Annotated in this window: 13 protein-coding genes; 6 read left to right on the top strand and 7 right to left on the bottom strand. The window is 58.2% G+C overall.

The features are described 5' to 3' along the window. Positions 1-251 precede the first annotated feature (251 nt). Positions 252-950: a hypothetical protein gene (locus tag ABD937_RS19915; RefSeq protein WP_345257670.1), complete on the bottom strand. Its 699-nt coding sequence runs from the start codon at positions 948-950 to the stop codon at positions 252-254. 103 nt (positions 951-1053) lie between these two features. Here ABD937_RS19915 and ABD937_RS19920 point away from each other — a divergent pair, with 103 nt between their 5' ends. The 5 genes from ABD937_RS19920 to ABD937_RS19940 all read left to right on the top strand — a co-directional run bounded on the left by ABD937_RS19920 (position 1054) and on the right by ABD937_RS19940 (position 6146). Then, a complete protein-coding gene (locus tag ABD937_RS19920; protein ID WP_345257671.1) occupies positions 1054-1647 on the top strand; it encodes a TetR/AcrR family transcriptional regulator in 594 nt (197 codons plus the stop codon). A 92-nt stretch (positions 1648-1739) separates the two neighbouring features. After that, on the top strand, positions 1740-1979 hold the full coding sequence (locus ABD937_RS19925; RefSeq protein ID WP_345257673.1) for a hypothetical protein: 240 nt from the start codon (positions 1740-1742) through the stop codon (positions 1977-1979). Positions 1980-2147: 168 nt separating this feature from the next. Next, on the top strand, positions 2148-3395 hold the full coding sequence (locus ABD937_RS19930) for an MFS transporter (RefSeq protein ID WP_345257674.1): 1248 nt from the start codon (positions 2148-2150) through the stop codon (positions 3393-3395). Positions 3396-3678: 283 nt separating this feature from the next. Continuing rightward, the gene (locus ABD937_RS19935) at positions 3679-4686 is read left to right on the top strand and encodes a retroviral-like aspartic protease family protein (RefSeq protein ID WP_345257675.1); all 1008 of its coding nucleotides are present in this window, start codon (positions 3679-3681) and stop codon (positions 4684-4686) included. Beyond that, positions 4683-6146 (top strand): glycogen-binding domain-containing protein, encoded by a 1464-nt coding sequence (locus tag ABD937_RS19940; protein ID WP_345257676.1) that lies wholly within the window; start codon positions 4683-4685, stop codon positions 6144-6146. The genes ABD937_RS19935 and ABD937_RS19940 overlap by 4 nt, the downstream gene beginning before the upstream one ends. A gap of 206 nt (positions 6147-6352) precedes the next feature. Here the strand turns inward: ABD937_RS19940 and ABD937_RS19945 are convergent, their stop codons facing one another. After that, the gene (locus ABD937_RS19945; RefSeq protein WP_345257677.1) at positions 6353-7681 is read right to left on the bottom strand and encodes a PAS domain-containing sensor histidine kinase; all 1329 of its coding nucleotides are present in this window, start codon (positions 7679-7681) and stop codon (positions 6353-6355) included. Positions 7682-7951: 270 nt separating this feature from the next. Between ABD937_RS19945 and ABD937_RS19950 the strand changes: the two genes are divergently transcribed. Continuing rightward, positions 7952-10621 (top strand): AsmA family protein, encoded by a 2670-nt coding sequence (locus ABD937_RS19950; protein ID WP_345257679.1) that lies wholly within the window; start codon positions 7952-7954, stop codon positions 10619-10621. Positions 10622-11353: 732 nt separating this feature from the next. Here ABD937_RS19950 and ABD937_RS19955 read toward each other — a convergent pair. The 5 genes from ABD937_RS19955 to ABD937_RS19975 form a co-directional block, all read right to left on the bottom strand. Continuing rightward, entirely contained in the window at positions 11354-11986 is a 633-nt protein-coding gene (locus ABD937_RS19955) for a hypothetical protein (protein WP_345257680.1), read from the bottom strand. 70 nt (positions 11987-12056) lie between these two features. Continuing rightward, positions 12057-12542 carry a hypothetical protein gene (locus tag ABD937_RS19960; RefSeq protein WP_345257681.1) on the bottom strand — a complete coding sequence of 162 codons (486 nt, stop codon included), beginning with the start codon at positions 12540-12542 and terminating at the stop codon, positions 12057-12059. A 135-nt stretch (positions 12543-12677) separates the two neighbouring features. Further along, on the bottom strand, positions 12678-13061 hold the full coding sequence (locus ABD937_RS19965) for a beta propeller repeat protein (RefSeq protein WP_345257682.1): 384 nt from the start codon (positions 13059-13061) through the stop codon (positions 12678-12680). A 117-nt stretch (positions 13062-13178) separates the two neighbouring features. Then, positions 13179-13793, bottom strand: coding sequence for a hypothetical protein (locus tag ABD937_RS19970; RefSeq protein WP_345257683.1), 615 nt, complete (start codon positions 13791-13793; stop codon positions 13179-13181). Positions 13794-14002: 209 nt separating this feature from the next. After that, the gene (locus ABD937_RS19975; RefSeq protein ID WP_345257684.1) at positions 14003-14749 is read right to left on the bottom strand and encodes a hypothetical protein; all 747 of its coding nucleotides are present in this window, start codon (positions 14747-14749) and stop codon (positions 14003-14005) included. Positions 14750-15140: the final 391 nt, after the last annotated feature.

A 15140-nucleotide genomic window follows, 5' to 3' on the forward strand; every position in this document is an offset into this window, starting at 1 on the left:
ACGGGGAGATGGAGGGCATAATGGTTGCAGCCGACGGCGAGGCTGCACGCCGTCGGCCGAAGCCTATGGCGCGGAGGCCGAAGCGGCCTTCCTTGTCCCGCCTCGGCAGGAGCGAGAAGCGGCACAGCGAAGTGGCATGTCCGAGAAATTAACTGTATTTATTCGTCGCGCCGTTGCGCCGCCGCGTTCCCATGGCCGCTTGCGGACGATTTCAATGTCATTCCAGTGAACCGTAGTAACTCAAATGAACTCTAGGGAATATCGTTATACAGCAGCAAGCCTACGAGCTTGTCGTTCCGGAAGTAGGCGGTGACCTGGTGGCCGTAGCTGTCCTTCGCGAGCGGTCTTCCCCTCAGTTCCGTTTTCCCGTCGTATAGCGCATCTCCTTCGAAACGCCAGTGCAGCACATCGAGGGCGCCCTCGCGGGCGATGGAATCGGGTGTGTCGTAGACCTTGATGAATTTCTGCTTGTCGTCGCCGAGGCGGAAGCCCTTGTCCGACACGAAGTACTCGGCCCCGATGCGCAGGGCTCCCTTGATGAAGCCGGGCAACGAAGCCCGCTTCTCCGGCAGCGGCGCCAGGTCATTGTCGGCATTATGCAACTCAAGGCTTCGGAGCAGCCCTTCCGGCATGTCGGTGGAATAAAAATGATAGGTAGCCAACCGGTGCTTGTCGGTGTACAGCTCGAACACCAGCGCCTGGCCGAGGCTGTCGTTGGCGAACCAGGCCTTGTCCGACGAATGCAGCGCCCCGCTCCTGCGCGGGTAGGAGGAGTTGTTGCTGCTCGTATCGTCGAGCATGCCGTTGGTCACGGGGTAATTGTCCGGCGTAAAGTGTCGGATAGAGTCGGCGGGCGGTGCCTGGGCCGCTTCCGGTGCCGGGGATTTTTTCTCCGTGTCGGCACAGGAGGCCAGCAGAAGCAGCGCGAGGGCGGAGCGGAGGAGGTGCATAGCGGCGGGTGAGGGTTGCCCATGAAGATACCGCGCCGGGCGCTAATGGAGAACAGTACGCAAAACCCCTATAAGTGAACAAACGTTCACTTATCTTCGCTCCATGCGCACCCGCGACGAAGCGAAGACGCAGGCGATCCGCCTGGAGGCGATGGCCCTCATCGTAAAGGAGGGCTTCGACGGACTCAGCATGCACAAGCTGGCCCGCTCCGTAGGAGTCTCGGTGGCCACCATCTACATCTACTACAAAGACCGCGAGGACCTGCTGCTGTCGCTCTGCCGCGAGGAAACGGCGCGGATGACGGCGGCCATGCTCGAAGGCTTCGACCCCGCGCTGCCCTTCGCCGAGGGGTTGCGCATCCAGTGGCGCAACCGCGCGCGCTTTTTTCTCGAGCATCCCGTGGAGGCCGAGTTCATGGAGCGCATGCGGCACTCGCCCTACCACGAAAAAGCGATGAAGTTCCTCGGCACCGAGTTCACGGATGCGATGTGGGCCTTCGTGCGTAACGCCGTGCGGCGCAAGGAATGCGTGAAGCTCCCGATCGAGGTGTACTGGTCGGTGGCCTATGCGCCCCTCTACCAGCTGCTGAAGTTCCACCACGACGGCACGCGCTTTCCGGGTGGCGAGCCGTTCACCCTCACGGATGCCGCGATGAACGGGGCGCTCAAACTTGTATTGAAGGCGCTCGCGCCGTAAAAAAGGTTTTGGAGGTTTTGGAGGTTTTGGGGAATTGCCCGTTGGGCTTTAGCGGAATCGAACCAATTGACGAACGATAAAACAAACGCATCATGCGAACGATCGATAATCCCGCGGACATCCGGGTGTTCCGCACCAACCTCGGGGAGGACGCGCAGCTCCGCCTCGTGCAGCCACTGCTCGACGCCCACCCGGCCGTGCGGAAATGGAATGTGGACCGCCACGACGTGGACCAGGTGCTCCGCGTAGTGGTGCTACCCGGCACGCTTTCTGAAGAGATCATCCGCCTCGTGCAGGAGGCCGGCTGCGAATGCGAGGAGCTGCCGGATTAGAAGAACAGTGGAACAAAGAACAGGGAACACGGAACAAGGAAGTAAGGCCCCGGCAGGCTGCCCATTTGCTGACCTGCATTCGTTATTCTGTGTTCGATATTCCTTGTTCGATATTCGTTATTCCCTGTTCACTTGTTCACCTGCTCACCGCTCCCCAACCAAACACCCATGCAAACACATAAACTGACCGCCTATCAAAAGCGTGTCATCGCCCTGCTCGCCCTCATCCAGTTCACCGTGGTGCTCGACTTCATGGTGATGGCTCCGCTCGGCGACCTCATGATGAAATCGATGAAGCTGAAGGCCACCGAGTTCGCCTTCGCGGTGTCGGCCTATGCGTTCAGCGCGGGCATGTCCGGGCTCCTCGCCGCAGGCTTCGCCGACAAGTTCGACCGCAAGAAGCTGCTCCTCTTCCTCTACATCGGCTTTACCCTCGGCACCCTTGGCTGCGGCCTCGCCGCCACCTACCCGCTGCTGGTGGCCGCGCGCATCGTCACCGGGCTGTTCGGCGGCGTGCTTTCCTCAGTCTCATTTGCCATCATCGCCGACCTCTTCGCCTACGACCAGCGCGGCCGCGTGATGGGCTTCGTGCAGATGTCCTTTGCCGTGAGCCAGGTGGCGGGCATCCCCATCGGGCTCTGGCTCGCCAACGCCTGGGACTGGCATGCGCCCTTCCTCATGATCGTGGGTGTATGCGTACTGGCCACGGTATTCTGCGCGGCCGTGCTGCGCCCCCTGCCGCCGCACCCCGACCGCTCCGCCGGCAACCCGCTCACGCACCTGCGCCGCACGATCGGCAACCGGCCCTACTGGCTGCCCTTCGCCGCCACGGCGCTGCTGTCTATCGGCGGCTTCCTCATCATGCCGTTCTCCACACCTTTTCTGATCAACAACGTAGGCGTGACGCAGGCGAAGCTGCCGGTGGTGTACGTGGTGGTGGGCTGCTTCTCGCTGGTGACGCTGCCCCTCATCGGGCGCCTCGCCGACCGCGTGGGTAAGTTTCCGACCTTCCTCGGCGGCTCGCTGCTCGCCATGCTGATGGTGGGCATCTACACACATATGACACCGATGGCGCTCGGCTTCGTGATTGCCGTTTCGGTGCTGATGTTCGCGGGCGTGATGTCGCGCGCCATACCCGGGCAGGCCCTCATGACGGCGATCCCTACTCCCTCCGACCGCGGCGCCTTCATGAGCATCAACTCCTCGCTGCAGCAGATCGCGGGCGGCATCGCTTCCGTCATCGCCGGCTGGGTGATCGTGCAGGAGCCCTCGGGCCGCATCCATCACTTCGACACGCTCGGCTGGCTGTGTATCGCCATGATGGGGCTCTGCATCTTCTTCATGCAGCGCATCGCACAGCGCGTGGCCAAACAGATCGCACCGAAAACGAAGGCGACAGTAGTGGAGACAGTCTAGGTTAGGTTTAGAGGGTTTAGAAGGTTTAGAACGTTGGTTTGAGGTGCCATAGGAAGTATAATGATTGGGTGGAAAGCAGGGATTGCTACAAAAGCGCCCTTCGATTGTTTTTGGAGTCGCACCCGAATGCGTCGCCTACCCCAACCTTCTAAACCCCTAAACCTCCTAAACCTTTCTCAACCTATCCCTCCTATTCACAGTTCGTGCGTTAAAAAGCTCTAAAAAGGATAAACGGCAAGCGCTCGTGTAACGGGGAGCCTAGCTTCGTCGTCGAACGAAACCAATGCCCTCCCTGCGCCGCCATATCTTGCTGCTGGCCCTGCTGCTCCTCGGAGCAACGGGCACCGCCTGGTGCGATACCGGCGCGCCCGGCCGCCCGCAGCGGGCACACAAAGGACATCACCGCATCGGGCCAAAGCGACCCGTGCTGCCCCGCATCCTCTTTCACCCCGACTCCACCGCCACCGTCATTCCCTTCAACCGCGTCGGCAACCTGATGCTCGTGCAGGCCACGGCCGATACCATCGAGGGCAACTTCATCTTCGACACCGGCGCCGCGCAGGTGCTGCTCAACAGCACCTACTTCCGCGACTACCCCGCCACCCTCGTTGACCTGGAAGGGGCCGGGGCCACCGGCAGCACCGGCGCCCTGCAGCGCATCACCCTCGGCAACCTGCGCCTCGGCGACCTCGAGTACCGCCGCCAGGACGCCGACCTCGGCAACCTCGGTCACCTCGAGAACACGAAAGGCGTGCGCATCCTCGGCCTCCTGGGGATGAGCCTCTTCCGCGACTGCGAGCTGCTCATCGATTACGAGCACAACCTGCTGTATATTCACCGGGTACGCCGCCGCGAAAGCGTCCTGTACACGTCCCAGACCCTCAGCGCCGCCCCTTCCTACGTCGAGTTTCCCATCGAGCTCAAGGAGAACTTCATCCTCCTGAACACGGAGATCGGCGGCAAGAAGCTGCAGTTCGTGATGGACTCCGGCGCCGAGTCGAGCGTGCTCGACAGCCGCCTGCCCAACTCGATCTTCGCGCAGGTGCAGATCAACCGGCGCGTACTGCTCAACGGCGCCGGCGCCCGCAAAACGGAAGCCTTCTACGGTACGCTGGCACAGATGAAGGTGGGATCGCAACAGCTCAGCGCCCTGCCCGTGCTCATCTCGAGCCTCGAGCACACCTGCTTCGCCGATATGAGTTGTATTAACGGTATCCTAAGCTTTGACGCCTTCGCACCACGGCGTATGGGCTTTAACTTTGTGACGAGGAAGATGTATTTATGGAAATGACGCATCCCATATCACCGGCCGCCTCCTGGCTGCGCCTCCTGCTCACACTCCTGCTGAGTGTGGCGGTGTTCCATGGGTATGCCCAGGACCCGCCGGGCCAGTGCACGGTGCGCGACCAGCGGATGTACATCGAGCTGCGCAAGGACATGGCGCCACCCGCCCTCTTCGCCTTCATCGAGAAGTACGGCCTCGAAGACCTCGCCCTCGACGCCTTCCTGAAGCGCAACATGCAGGACTCGCTGCGCCGCCGTGGCTGGGTAGTGGAGCGCAACAACGCGAAGGAGGTCATCCTTTACCGCCCCCTCTTTGCCGGCGCCGACATCGGCGACCCCGCGCAGCGCCTGCACCTCACCGCGGCCCCGCCCGAGCCGGTGCCCGTAAGCTCCTTCGGCGCCAACCGCTTCCGCAACAAAGCCCCCTTTACCAACCGCGACTCGCTCGTCACCTTCTACCTCCGCGGACAAACGCGCGCCGGCAATGTGCTCCTCGCGGGCTCCTTCACCGACTGGCAGAACGGCGCCCTCCGCATGCAGAAGGTCGACTCCGGCTGGATCGCACAGGTCCGCCTCGCCCCCGGCAAATACTGGTACAAGTTCATCGTCGACGGCGGCTGGCAGGTCGACGCCGACAACCTGCAGCAGGAGAACGACGGCCGCGGCAACACCAATTCCGTTTACTTCCGCCCGAACCGGGTGTTCCGCCTCGAAGGTCATGCAGGCGCACGTAGCGTGTTCCTTGCCGGCTCCTTCAACAACTGGCGCAAGGATGCGCTCGCGCTGCACCGCTATGCCGGCGGCTGGATCCTGCCCGTGTACCTCGGCGAAGGCACGCACCTGTATAAGTTCGTGGTCGACGGGCAGTGGCTCCACGACCCCGCCAACCCCGACCGCATGCCCGACGGCCACAGCGGCTTCAACTCGGTACTGCGCAACGGCAAGCCGGTGCACTTCAACCTCGCCGGCTTCCCCAACGCGAAGGCGGTGGCCCTCGCCGGCAACTTCAACGGCTGGCGCGGCAACGAGATCTTCCTGACCCGTACTGCTACCGGCTGGACGCTGCCCTTCGTGCTCGGCGGCGGCACCTACGAATACAAGTTCATCGTCGACGGCAGGTGGATCGCCGACCCCGCCAACCCGCTCAACACGGGCGGCAACGGCAAGGGCAACTCGGTGCTCGTGGTGGCGCCCAACCACACCTTCCGCCTCAAGGGCTACGCTGCGGCCAAAAACGTGGCGATCGGCGGCGATTTCAACGGCTGGAACAAACAAAGCCTGCCCCTCCGCCGCGAGGGCGACGACTGGGTGCTCGCCCTCCACCTGCATCCCGGCAAGCACCGCTACAAGTTCTACGTCGACGACAAGTGGATCCTCGATCCCGGCAACAAGCTCTGGGAGCAGAACGAATTCCGCACGGGCAATTCGGTGCTGTGGAAGGAACCCATCCCCCAGCCCCTTCCCTAACCTCACCCCCGGCCCCTCTCCTAAGGAGAGGGGAGCAACCCATCCCCCAGCCCCTTCCCAAGGGGAAGGGGAGCTAAAGTTCCCTTACATTCTCGATTGCCCTGGACCGAGTGGTGCCACAGGCATTTCGTCTGGCGCACTTCCTCCATTTGTTAATGAAACAGCAAGCGGCGGCAACCGTAAACCGCTCCGCAAGTTCCCTCCGGTTAAGAGTACCCCAAAATATAAGGGAACCCAGACTCCGCTTCCCCTTGAGAAGGGGCCGGGGGATGGGCCTGGAACTGCGCCCGCAGCACACAGCCTTTTCCCGGGGCAGCATCCACCACGAGGGTGCCCGCATAGAGCTGGAGGCGGCTACGGATGTTGCGCAGGCCGATGCCGGTGCGCACGTGCGCGGGGTCGAAGCCCTGCCCGTCGTCGGCCACTTCCAGTTGTACCTGAGGTTCGGCTACCGTGAGTGTTACCCGCACCTGCCGGGCCCCGGCATACTTCACGATATTATTCAGCTGCTCCTGCACGACGCGGTACACCAGCAGCTTATGCCCGGCATCGAGCAGCGCCTCGGCATCGGCCGACATCGTCAACGTAAACTGGAACGACCGGAAGCGCTGCACGTCGGCGGCGAGGCCCTCGAGCGCTTCCCGGAGCGTGTCGGCGCCGAACTCGGGTGGCTTGATGGTGGCCGAGAGCTGGCGGATCTCGTTGAGCGAGCGCGTCACCATGGCCTTGGCCTTGTCTACGAAGGGGGCGTCGGCCGGCGCCGGCTGCAACTGGTCGATCGAGAGGCGCGCCACGGTGAGCAGCTGGCACACGTTGTCGTGCAGCTCCTGCGCCCAGCGCTCGCGCTCCTGCTCCTGGGCCGCCACCACCGTGCGGCCCTGCTCCTGCCGGAAGGCGATCTGCTGCTGGTAGTAGCGCGCCTGCATGGCCCGCTCCTCGGTCACGTCCTGCAGGGCCAGCACGAGGTGCTGGGGTTGCGTACTGCCTTCTTCGCGGAGCACGCAGGCGCGCCCGATCATATCGCGCCAGGCGCCCTCGGTGCCGTAGCGGAATTCGGCCTGCCACAGCGCGCCTGCCCGCTCGAGGTAATCGTTGAATTGCGCCTCGATGCGGTCGCGGTCGTCGGGGTGGAGGCGGCGGAAGAAAAAGGCGGGGAAGTCGGTCAGCAGCAGGCCGGGCGCCCCGGTGAACTGCTGCAGCTCCTCGTTGATGACGGTCTGGCCGGTGGCGAAGTTGTGGTCGGCGATGCCCTCGCGAAGGGCCCGGTGCAGGGCGCGGTAGCGGCGCAGGAGGTCGCGCTTTTCGGTATTGCGGTCGGCGAGGTGGCGGTACAGGCGCCGCGCCGTTACGAAGAGCAGGATCGTGGAGCAGCCCACGAAGAGGAGGCCTTTGAGCTGCTGCAACGTAGCATACGCCGCGGGACCGCCGGCCCAGCGCCCCACCCACCGGTCGGTCAGGAGGATCCAGGCGGTGCTGAACCCCAGGTAGATCAATGCCAGCCACACATAAGGCGGAAGCCGCCGCAAGAACGCCATACCTCATCCGGTTTAAATGATGCGGTCCGTAGCCCGCGACTACGGACAACGACAACCGTTGCAAAAGCAATACCGTTGAACGGCCGCCTCCGGGCGGGGAAGCAAGGATCAACAAAACCTGCGGGCGCCCGCCTGCCTGCCCGGCCGGGTGGCGCTAGCCGGGCAACCGGCGCCGTCCGTCGAAGCGGTCGACCCATCCGCCACAGATTAGCTATTTTGCAGCACGCATCACCCAGATCCGTCTGCCCCGGCAGATGAAAAACCCGCATGATGAAAAAAATCCTGAAGATCACCGCCATCGCCCTCGGCGTACTCCTCCTCCTCGCCTTTACCGCCCCCTTCCTGTTCCGCAAGCAGATCGTAGCTGCGCTCAAGAGCGGGATCAACCAGAACGTGGCCGCGCAGGTCGACTTCGCCGACGTCTCCATCTCCTTCTTCCGCCGCTTCCCGCGCGTGTCGGTGGCCGTCGAGAACGTGCGCGTCGTAGGCACCGGCAACTTCGCCGGCGACACCTTGCTGCAGGCCGGCCGCGCCGAGGCCGCCCTCAACTTCTGGAGCGTGGTGAAAGGCTCGGACTTCCGCATCCACTCCGTGCAGCTCGACGACCCGCGCATCAATGCCATCGTGCACAAAGACGGAACCGCCAACTGGGACATCGCCCTCCCCGATACCAGTACCAACACCGTGCAGCCCACCGCCTTCAGCCTCGTGCTCGAGCGCTACGCCGTGCGCAACGCCGACATCCGCTATACCGACGAAGGCGCCGGCATCAGCACCCACCTCCGCGGCCTCGACCACGAAGGGTCGGGCGACTTCACATCCGACCTCTTCACGCTGAAGACAAAGACCCGCGCCGGCGCCATCACCGTACGCTACGGCGCCGTGCCCTGGCTCTCGGAGGTGAAGACGACCCTCGACGCCGACATCGAGATCGACAACAAGACGAACACCTACAAGCTCCAGAACACACGCGTATCGCTCAACGACCTGCAGCTCGAGACGGCCGGCTTCGTGCAGCTCGTTAACGACAGCACCTATAAGATGGACCTCGCCTTCAAGGCGCCCAACACCGCTTTCCGCGAATTGCTCTCGCTCATTCCCGCCCTGTACCAGAAAGAGTTCGAAAAGATCAAGACGTCCGGCACCGCCAAATTCGACGGCTTCCTGAAGGGCACCTACAGCGCCACGCAGCTCCCCGCCTTTGCTGTGAACCTCGACGTCGCGAACGGCTCCTTCCAGTACCCCGACCTGCCGCGCCCCGTAAAGGACATCAACTTCTCGCTCCATGCCAATAACCCCGACGGCGTGCCCGACAACACGGTGGTGAACATCCCGAAGGCGCACCTCGAGTTCGACGGCGAAGCCTTCGACGGCCGCCTCGCCCTGCAGCGCCCCCTCACCGCCATGCTCATCGACGCCGCCCTCAAGGGCCGCCTCGACCTCGGTAAGCTCGCGGGCATGGTGAAGCTCGATGCCGGTACGAAGCTCGCCGGCATCCTCGGCGCCGACGTGCAGCTCAAAGGCTCGGTGGCTGCCCTGCAGCAAAAGCGCTACGACGGCTTCACGGCTGCCGGCAACCTCTCGCTCGCCAACTTCCTGTATTCCTCCAAAGATTACCCCGACGCCGTGCAGCTGCAGACGGTGCAGGCCGCGTTTACGCCGCGCGCCCTTAATGTGTCGCAGGTGGTGGGCCAGTACGGCGCGTCGCACTTTACCGCGAGCGGCGCCCTCGACAATATCCTCGCCTATGCGCTGAAGGGCCAGGCCCTCACGGGCGCACTGCAGTTCCATGCCGACAAGCTGGACCTGAACCGCTTTCTCGCCGTGGCCCCCGACTCGGCCGCTGCAAAAGCAAATCCCGCCGGCCCCTTCCTCGTACCCGCCAACCTCGACCTCGCCCTCACATCGGCGGTGGACGAAGTGCTGTACGACAAAGTGGACCTGAAGAACGTAAGCGGCCGGCTGGCCGTCCGCAACGAGACCGTATATCTACAGGACCTGCGCGCCAATGCCCTCGACGGCACGATGCGCATCTCCGGCTCCTACTCCACCCTGCTGGATAAAAAGCGGCCCGACATCGCCCTCACCTACGACGTGCAGGGCCTAGACGTGCAGAAGACCTTCCTGGCCTTCAACACCGTGCAGCGGCTGATGCCGATCGCCCGCTTCATGGGTGGCCGCCTCACCTCGCAGATGAGCGTCTCCGGCAAGCTGGGCGACGGTATGATGCCCGATATGGCCTCCCTCTCCGGTAAGGGCAACCTGCTGCTGCTCGAAGGCGTGCTCCAGAAGTTTGCGCCGGTAGACAAGCTCGCGTCGATGCTCCAGATCAACTCGCTCCAGAACATCTCGCTCAAGGAGGTAAAGAACTACTTCGAGTTCGCCAACGGCAAGGTGCTGGTAAAGCCCTTTACGGTGAAGCTTTCCGACATGGAGATCGAGGCCGGCGGCCTTCATGGCTTCGACCAGTCGATGGACTACGTGCTCAATATGAAAATGCCCCGCGCGAAGCTGGGCGCCGGCGCCAACAACGTGGTGAACAACCTCGCCTCCCAGGCCGCCAGCCGCGGCGTGCCGGTAAAGCTCGGCGACATGGTGAACCTGAAGGTGAACATGGGCGGCACGGTTTCGAAGCCCCAGATCAAGACCGCCCTCAAGGAATCGGCCGCCTCCCTCGCCGACGACCTCAAGGTGCAGGCCACGGCCTTCGTGCAGTCGAAGGTGGACAGCGCGAAGAGCACCCTCCGCGACTCGGTGAAGGCCACGAAGGACGCCTTACTGCACTCCGCGAAGAACGAGGTGATCAAGGGCCTCACGGGGCAGAAAGACACGGCTGTCGGCGCCGCGCCGACGGATGTACGGAAGAAGGCGGAGAATACCGGCAAGGCCCTGCTCAATGGATTGTTCGGGAAGAAGCAGAAGGATACGACGCAGCATTGATGCTGAGTACCGATAACGGAAGCCCCGGCCAATGGGCCGGGGCTTTCTTTTTAGAGTTCATAGGAAGCAAGCGCTTTGCCTATTGCTGTACGATGAGCATGAAATGAACTTTTAACACGGTTAATGTTGACCGAAGTGCGTTTAGTTGAAAGGCGCCAGGTGCACCGATTTGGCTACGGCCCAGAAAGTGTCCCGCGCCCGCCCCTTTAGGCTTTTACTATACATCAGAAAAGAAGCGTTGCCTATCTTCGGATTTACTCCTACACTGTCGATATAAAGTGCAGTGTAACCGGGGCTGGCGTTCAGACCTTCGATCTTCCGGGCTAAGAGACCGTCGATCATTTCCGTAGTCCGGACTAAGCGCTCGGTGTCTTCCAGGTAGGCCGAAGCGGAAAAGCCGTGGTGAAAATGAACTGTGTCCATCGAGTGAGTGACGAAGTAATGATGAGCCGTTGCGTCCCCTGGTGCCGGCATCGATTCCAGCTCTCTCCACGACGCAGGGATTGAAAGTGACAAATGGCCATAGTCCACTTTCCGCATGGAGTCACCAATCGCATGACGATCCCGGCCTGATGGAGATGTGCATGCGAGGAACATTAAAAGGAATATGACCGGTAGGACGCTCATTGCATTGCGGCCAACGACCAGGGCTTTGCGCTGGACGAAGTCCTCTAGTGAAGATAGGAAATGAAACGACCGGGCCTAGCGCAATAGTCCCTGCTAGGTGCAGTTTCACTGAATCGTGAAGCCAATGCTGTTGAGGTATCCTCCATTCTTATCCGAGCAGCCTTGAATGTTGATAAAATTGACTCTATCATTCGATTCGAGGCTACTGAACGCTCCAAGCGCCTTCTTATCAAAAGAATCATTAGCGTTGTAGTGATCAAAAACAACCGCATTCCGTCGCGTAATAATGATTTGATAGCTCTCCACGGCACACGGCAACCATCTTTTAACCGGCATGAAGTAGGAGCCATCGATCTTCCCAGCTTTTACAAAGAAGTCTTTATGAACACTTCCAGCTGCTTTGTCGGAAACGTGCGCTCTCGGAGTAGGCGGTAATAAGGTTTCAAACAGGCGCGCTCCGGTGAGAATGGTATCCCCATTCGAGATATAATGTATATAGATTGTCCCGGGCCCCTGGACTTTCGATTTGAATGTATAGTGGCAGCTGACATCTTTCTCGAATGAACCCTCTTTGGACGTAAGGAAGACCGAGTCACAATCGTAATTCGAAACCGCGGCAAGGAGGTAAGCATCCATATTTAGATAAACCGGCCCGGAGTCGAAATCGATAGATGCTATCTGACCAAAAGAGACGCTATAGGCACTAAGGAAAGCTAGAAAGAATAGGCTTCTTCTCATATAGGGGTTTCGACGAAAATGGCGCTTAACGCCCAGGGCATTGCGCTGTGGCCGGAAATGAATTTACGAACTAAAGTGATTGATCGGAGGCCATACAGCAATACCCTATGTCAGGCGCTGTTCCTATAGGGATATCGCCTAGGTCTATCCCCAAACAAGGATAGCCTTTCCAAAGGTGTTGATAAAACTTTACGTGATCAATCGGGACTTCGATGAATTCCGGGGTCTTGCGTCCAACTATCGTAAGCCTCAGTCGTACAGATCGTCGTCCGTTAGTAAACAATCTTCTCATATAGCCATAACCGCAGTCGTTAAGTCCAGCAAAACCGATCTGCTGCTTTAGCTTCCCGACGTTGAAGTCTCTATCGATATAATAGAACGAATCCTCCCCTGAAATCATTGCATTTTTAGGTACGGGAAAACCAACTTTAATGACACACTCACCGTTCCCTATAAACTTTCCTTTGAAGAACAATTCACCGATGCACCTACCCTGTCCCATTGCGTTATCCAGCAGGGCCAAAACAGCAAATGATATTAAGGCGAAGACTCTCATAGAATAGCGCTTAACAGCTAGGGCTTTGCGCTGGCCAATGAACTATAGTGAAGATATGAACTTAGTGAAACTAGGCTAGCGCAACAGCCCCTGTGAGCAGCCGTTCCGCCGAGCAGGCCGTCAAGCATGGTGCCGTTACCCACCTGAAGTCAAGTAACGCGTGTCTGGTGTCATTTGGCAAATCCTCCAAGGCTCTGGGTTGTCTTCGCCTGATATATGTCCATGGACTTTAAGTTCAGGTTGGCGTTCAAACTGAATCGTGAGACCACCGTCTTCCGATCTAAAGACACCGGTCACGTTAGCGTACATCAACCGCCCTAAGGCTAAAAGGGATTTTTCGTCCTCGTCGAGCGGGAGGTTCTCAAACTCCTTGGACAAATCAGAAACGATCCCATTGCCAATCCAGAGCTTGAAGGTCACACCCCGTGAATTGTTAGCAAACTGCAACACGAGCTCTAATTGCTCAATGCCAAAGCCGAAGACAAAACTATCCTTAAAGTAATCTTCGATATTCTGCATAGCCTAAGAGAATGGCGCCCAACGACCAGTGCTTTGCGTTGGCCCCTGAAATTAGAAAATGATTCTGGCTCAAACGACCGGGCCTAGCGCAATAGTCCCTGCTGGCCGCAGTTACGCCTAATCGAACTCCACAGCGTAGCGGCCATTTCTAGATGAATCTACTTGATCGCGCAAGTTGTTGCGAAGTTCCAGAAATACTTTCCCTGTTTTCCGAATTCGGCCTAGAAAAAGAACAAACTTCGAATGGACTAACTGATCGAGCACACTATCCTGTCCATAATTCTTATACCGTAGGACTGGAAACAAATACGAAGTGTCAGAGAGCTTTTTTACATCAGAGCTATCTATCGGCATTACTACATTTCTGAAATGCGATGAAGTTCCGTTCTCGCTTACCTGCAATCCATTCAGATAAGCTAACCTTCCTTCTCCTTCAAAACAATAGAAACCATCTTTCAGATAAATCTTGAGTTTACCGGGCAATTTAACAAGCTCAGCATTTTCCATCAACATACCTACTTGTTTTACTTCGTCCCTGCGCAACCCAACTTTGTCATAATCGAACTCCTCCCCTTTCAAATACTTTCCAAGTAGTGAAGAGTCCTTAGCCACTGCCTTTTCAATAAGGGCTAAAACTTTATGCACCTTACTTAGCTCGCTTTTCGACAAGTCCTTATAAGCGTAATATGTAACATTGAAAGTCCCTTCGTTCAATATATCCTCAACTTTCACAGCAGTCGGAACATTTGACGAAGAAGTCCGTTCCTCGAAGGACGTGTTGCAAGAAAGAAGAACTAAGACCAGTAAGAAAGACAACTTGCTCATTAGGGAATTGAATTGCGCATGAGGGACAGGGCTTTGCGCTGTGGCCGGGGATGAATGTACGAAGTTTCGGAGTGTTCGGAGGCCATAGCGCAATAGCCCATGTTGGCCGCAACCAGCTATCTAGACCCCGTCGGGCATGCATAAATTACGAGCGCACCCTTTTCGTTTACACTGGGCCTGCTTAAGTAAAAGTTCCCAGTAAGCCGGAAAGCGATAGATGTATCCTTTTCTCTACGACCAGTAAAACTGACTCCATCAGGTCTACCACACTCGATAATCAAAGGATCCCATGATCGGAAATACCTAATTCTATCTTCGTATGCTTCTACGCGATTTACTTTGAACTCAATATCTTGATTTTTGAAAGCTGAGAGGTTGTCCTTAATAAACCCAACATTATCACTATACATTCTCTCCTTCTCGGTGTTTGAAGCAGGCAGGTATTGAGACTCATACTTTTTCATCATATAAGTCAAGATGCCTTGTGTGGAGGCGTCCTCAACTAAAGCTCTTTCATCGGATGGAAGTGGCACATCTTGGCTATCGCGACTTACTCCGTAAGAACTATAAGAAAACAGAATCAAAATAAGAATTAGGGAAAAAGATGCTTCTGAGCCGACCAATATATGCTTTCTATTTGGGTGATACAAAAGCTTAGGAATAATAGCACCGATCAGAGCACCTAAAACTGCGAATATGGCTGCGATAGCTGTGGTAGCAGTCAACCTTTCGGCCAGGAAATCAGAATGGAGCTCAAAGTTCCCTCCGCTACTTGCGATACTAATAAATGCGTTTATAAAGATTATTAGAATGTTGATTCCCATGAAAAGGGCGACCAACTTGAGAAACTCAATTTTCTTCATGCTACGCAGTTTTGGTTTAGGTCACGGTTGCGGCCAACGACCAGGGCTTTGCGCTGTGGCCGAGAATGAATGTACGACCTTATAGAGTGTCCGCAGGCCATAGCGCAACAGCCCATCCTATGTTTGTTTTCTTATCTTTTTGGTGATAAAGAATGTGGGCAGCGGGAGTAAGACCACATAGCCCAATGAAGCCTTTTAGAGCTTGTCTAACATGGCGGTCCCCCGCTGCCTTTTTACACCACGTACTGCGAACAGTTCCACTGAGCACAGACTAGCCCTCTGATAGCTCGCATGAAAGTTAGGATAGCTGCAGCGGTGTAAAAACCCACATTCCTTTTTCTAACGTAAAACCAAAGTACGAAATGAAACTTGTTTGCGGCATCGACGTTTC

Source organism: Flaviaestuariibacter amylovorans, assembly GCF_039541815.1.
Classification (GTDB): Bacteria; Bacteroidota; Bacteroidia; order Chitinophagales; family Chitinophagaceae; genus Flavisolibacter; species Flavisolibacter amylovorans.

Excerpts from the sequence above, each read along its gene's own strand:
- ABD937_RS19915 (WP_345257670.1), bottom strand. The coding sequence starts at position 950 with ATGCACCTCCTCCGCTCCGCCCTCGCGCTGCTTCTGCTGGCCTCCTGT.
- ABD937_RS19920 (WP_345257671.1), top strand. The coding sequence starts at position 1,054 with ATGCGCACCCGCGACGAAGCGAAGACGCAGGCGATCCGCCTGGAGGCG.
- ABD937_RS19925 (WP_345257673.1), top strand. The coding sequence starts at position 1,740 with ATGCGAACGATCGATAATCCCGCGGACATCCGGGTGTTCCGCACCAAC.
- ABD937_RS19930 (WP_345257674.1), top strand. The coding sequence starts at position 2,148 with ATGCAAACACATAAACTGACCGCCTATCAAAAGCGTGTCATCGCCCTG.
- ABD937_RS19935 (WP_345257675.1), top strand. The coding sequence starts at position 3,679 with ATGCCCTCCCTGCGCCGCCATATCTTGCTGCTGGCCCTGCTGCTCCTC.
- ABD937_RS19940 (WP_345257676.1), top strand. The coding sequence starts at position 4,683 with ATGACGCATCCCATATCACCGGCCGCCTCCTGGCTGCGCCTCCTGCTC.
- ABD937_RS19945 (WP_345257677.1), bottom strand. The coding sequence starts at position 7,681 with ATGGCGTTCTTGCGGCGGCTTCCGCCTTATGTGTGGCTGGCATTGATC.
- ABD937_RS19950 (WP_345257679.1), top strand. The coding sequence starts at position 7,952 with ATGAAAAAAATCCTGAAGATCACCGCCATCGCCCTCGGCGTACTCCTC.
- ABD937_RS19955 (WP_345257680.1), bottom strand. The coding sequence starts at position 11,986 with ATGAGAAGAAGCCTATTCTTTCTAGCTTTCCTTAGTGCCTATAGCGTC.
- ABD937_RS19960 (WP_345257681.1), bottom strand. The coding sequence starts at position 12,542 with ATGAGAGTCTTCGCCTTAATATCATTTGCTGTTTTGGCCCTGCTGGAT.
- ABD937_RS19965 (WP_345257682.1), bottom strand. The coding sequence starts at position 13,061 with ATGCAGAATATCGAAGATTACTTTAAGGATAGTTTTGTCTTCGGCTTT.
- ABD937_RS19975 (WP_345257684.1), bottom strand. The coding sequence starts at position 14,749 with ATGAAGAAAATTGAGTTTCTCAAGTTGGTCGCCCTTTTCATGGGAATC.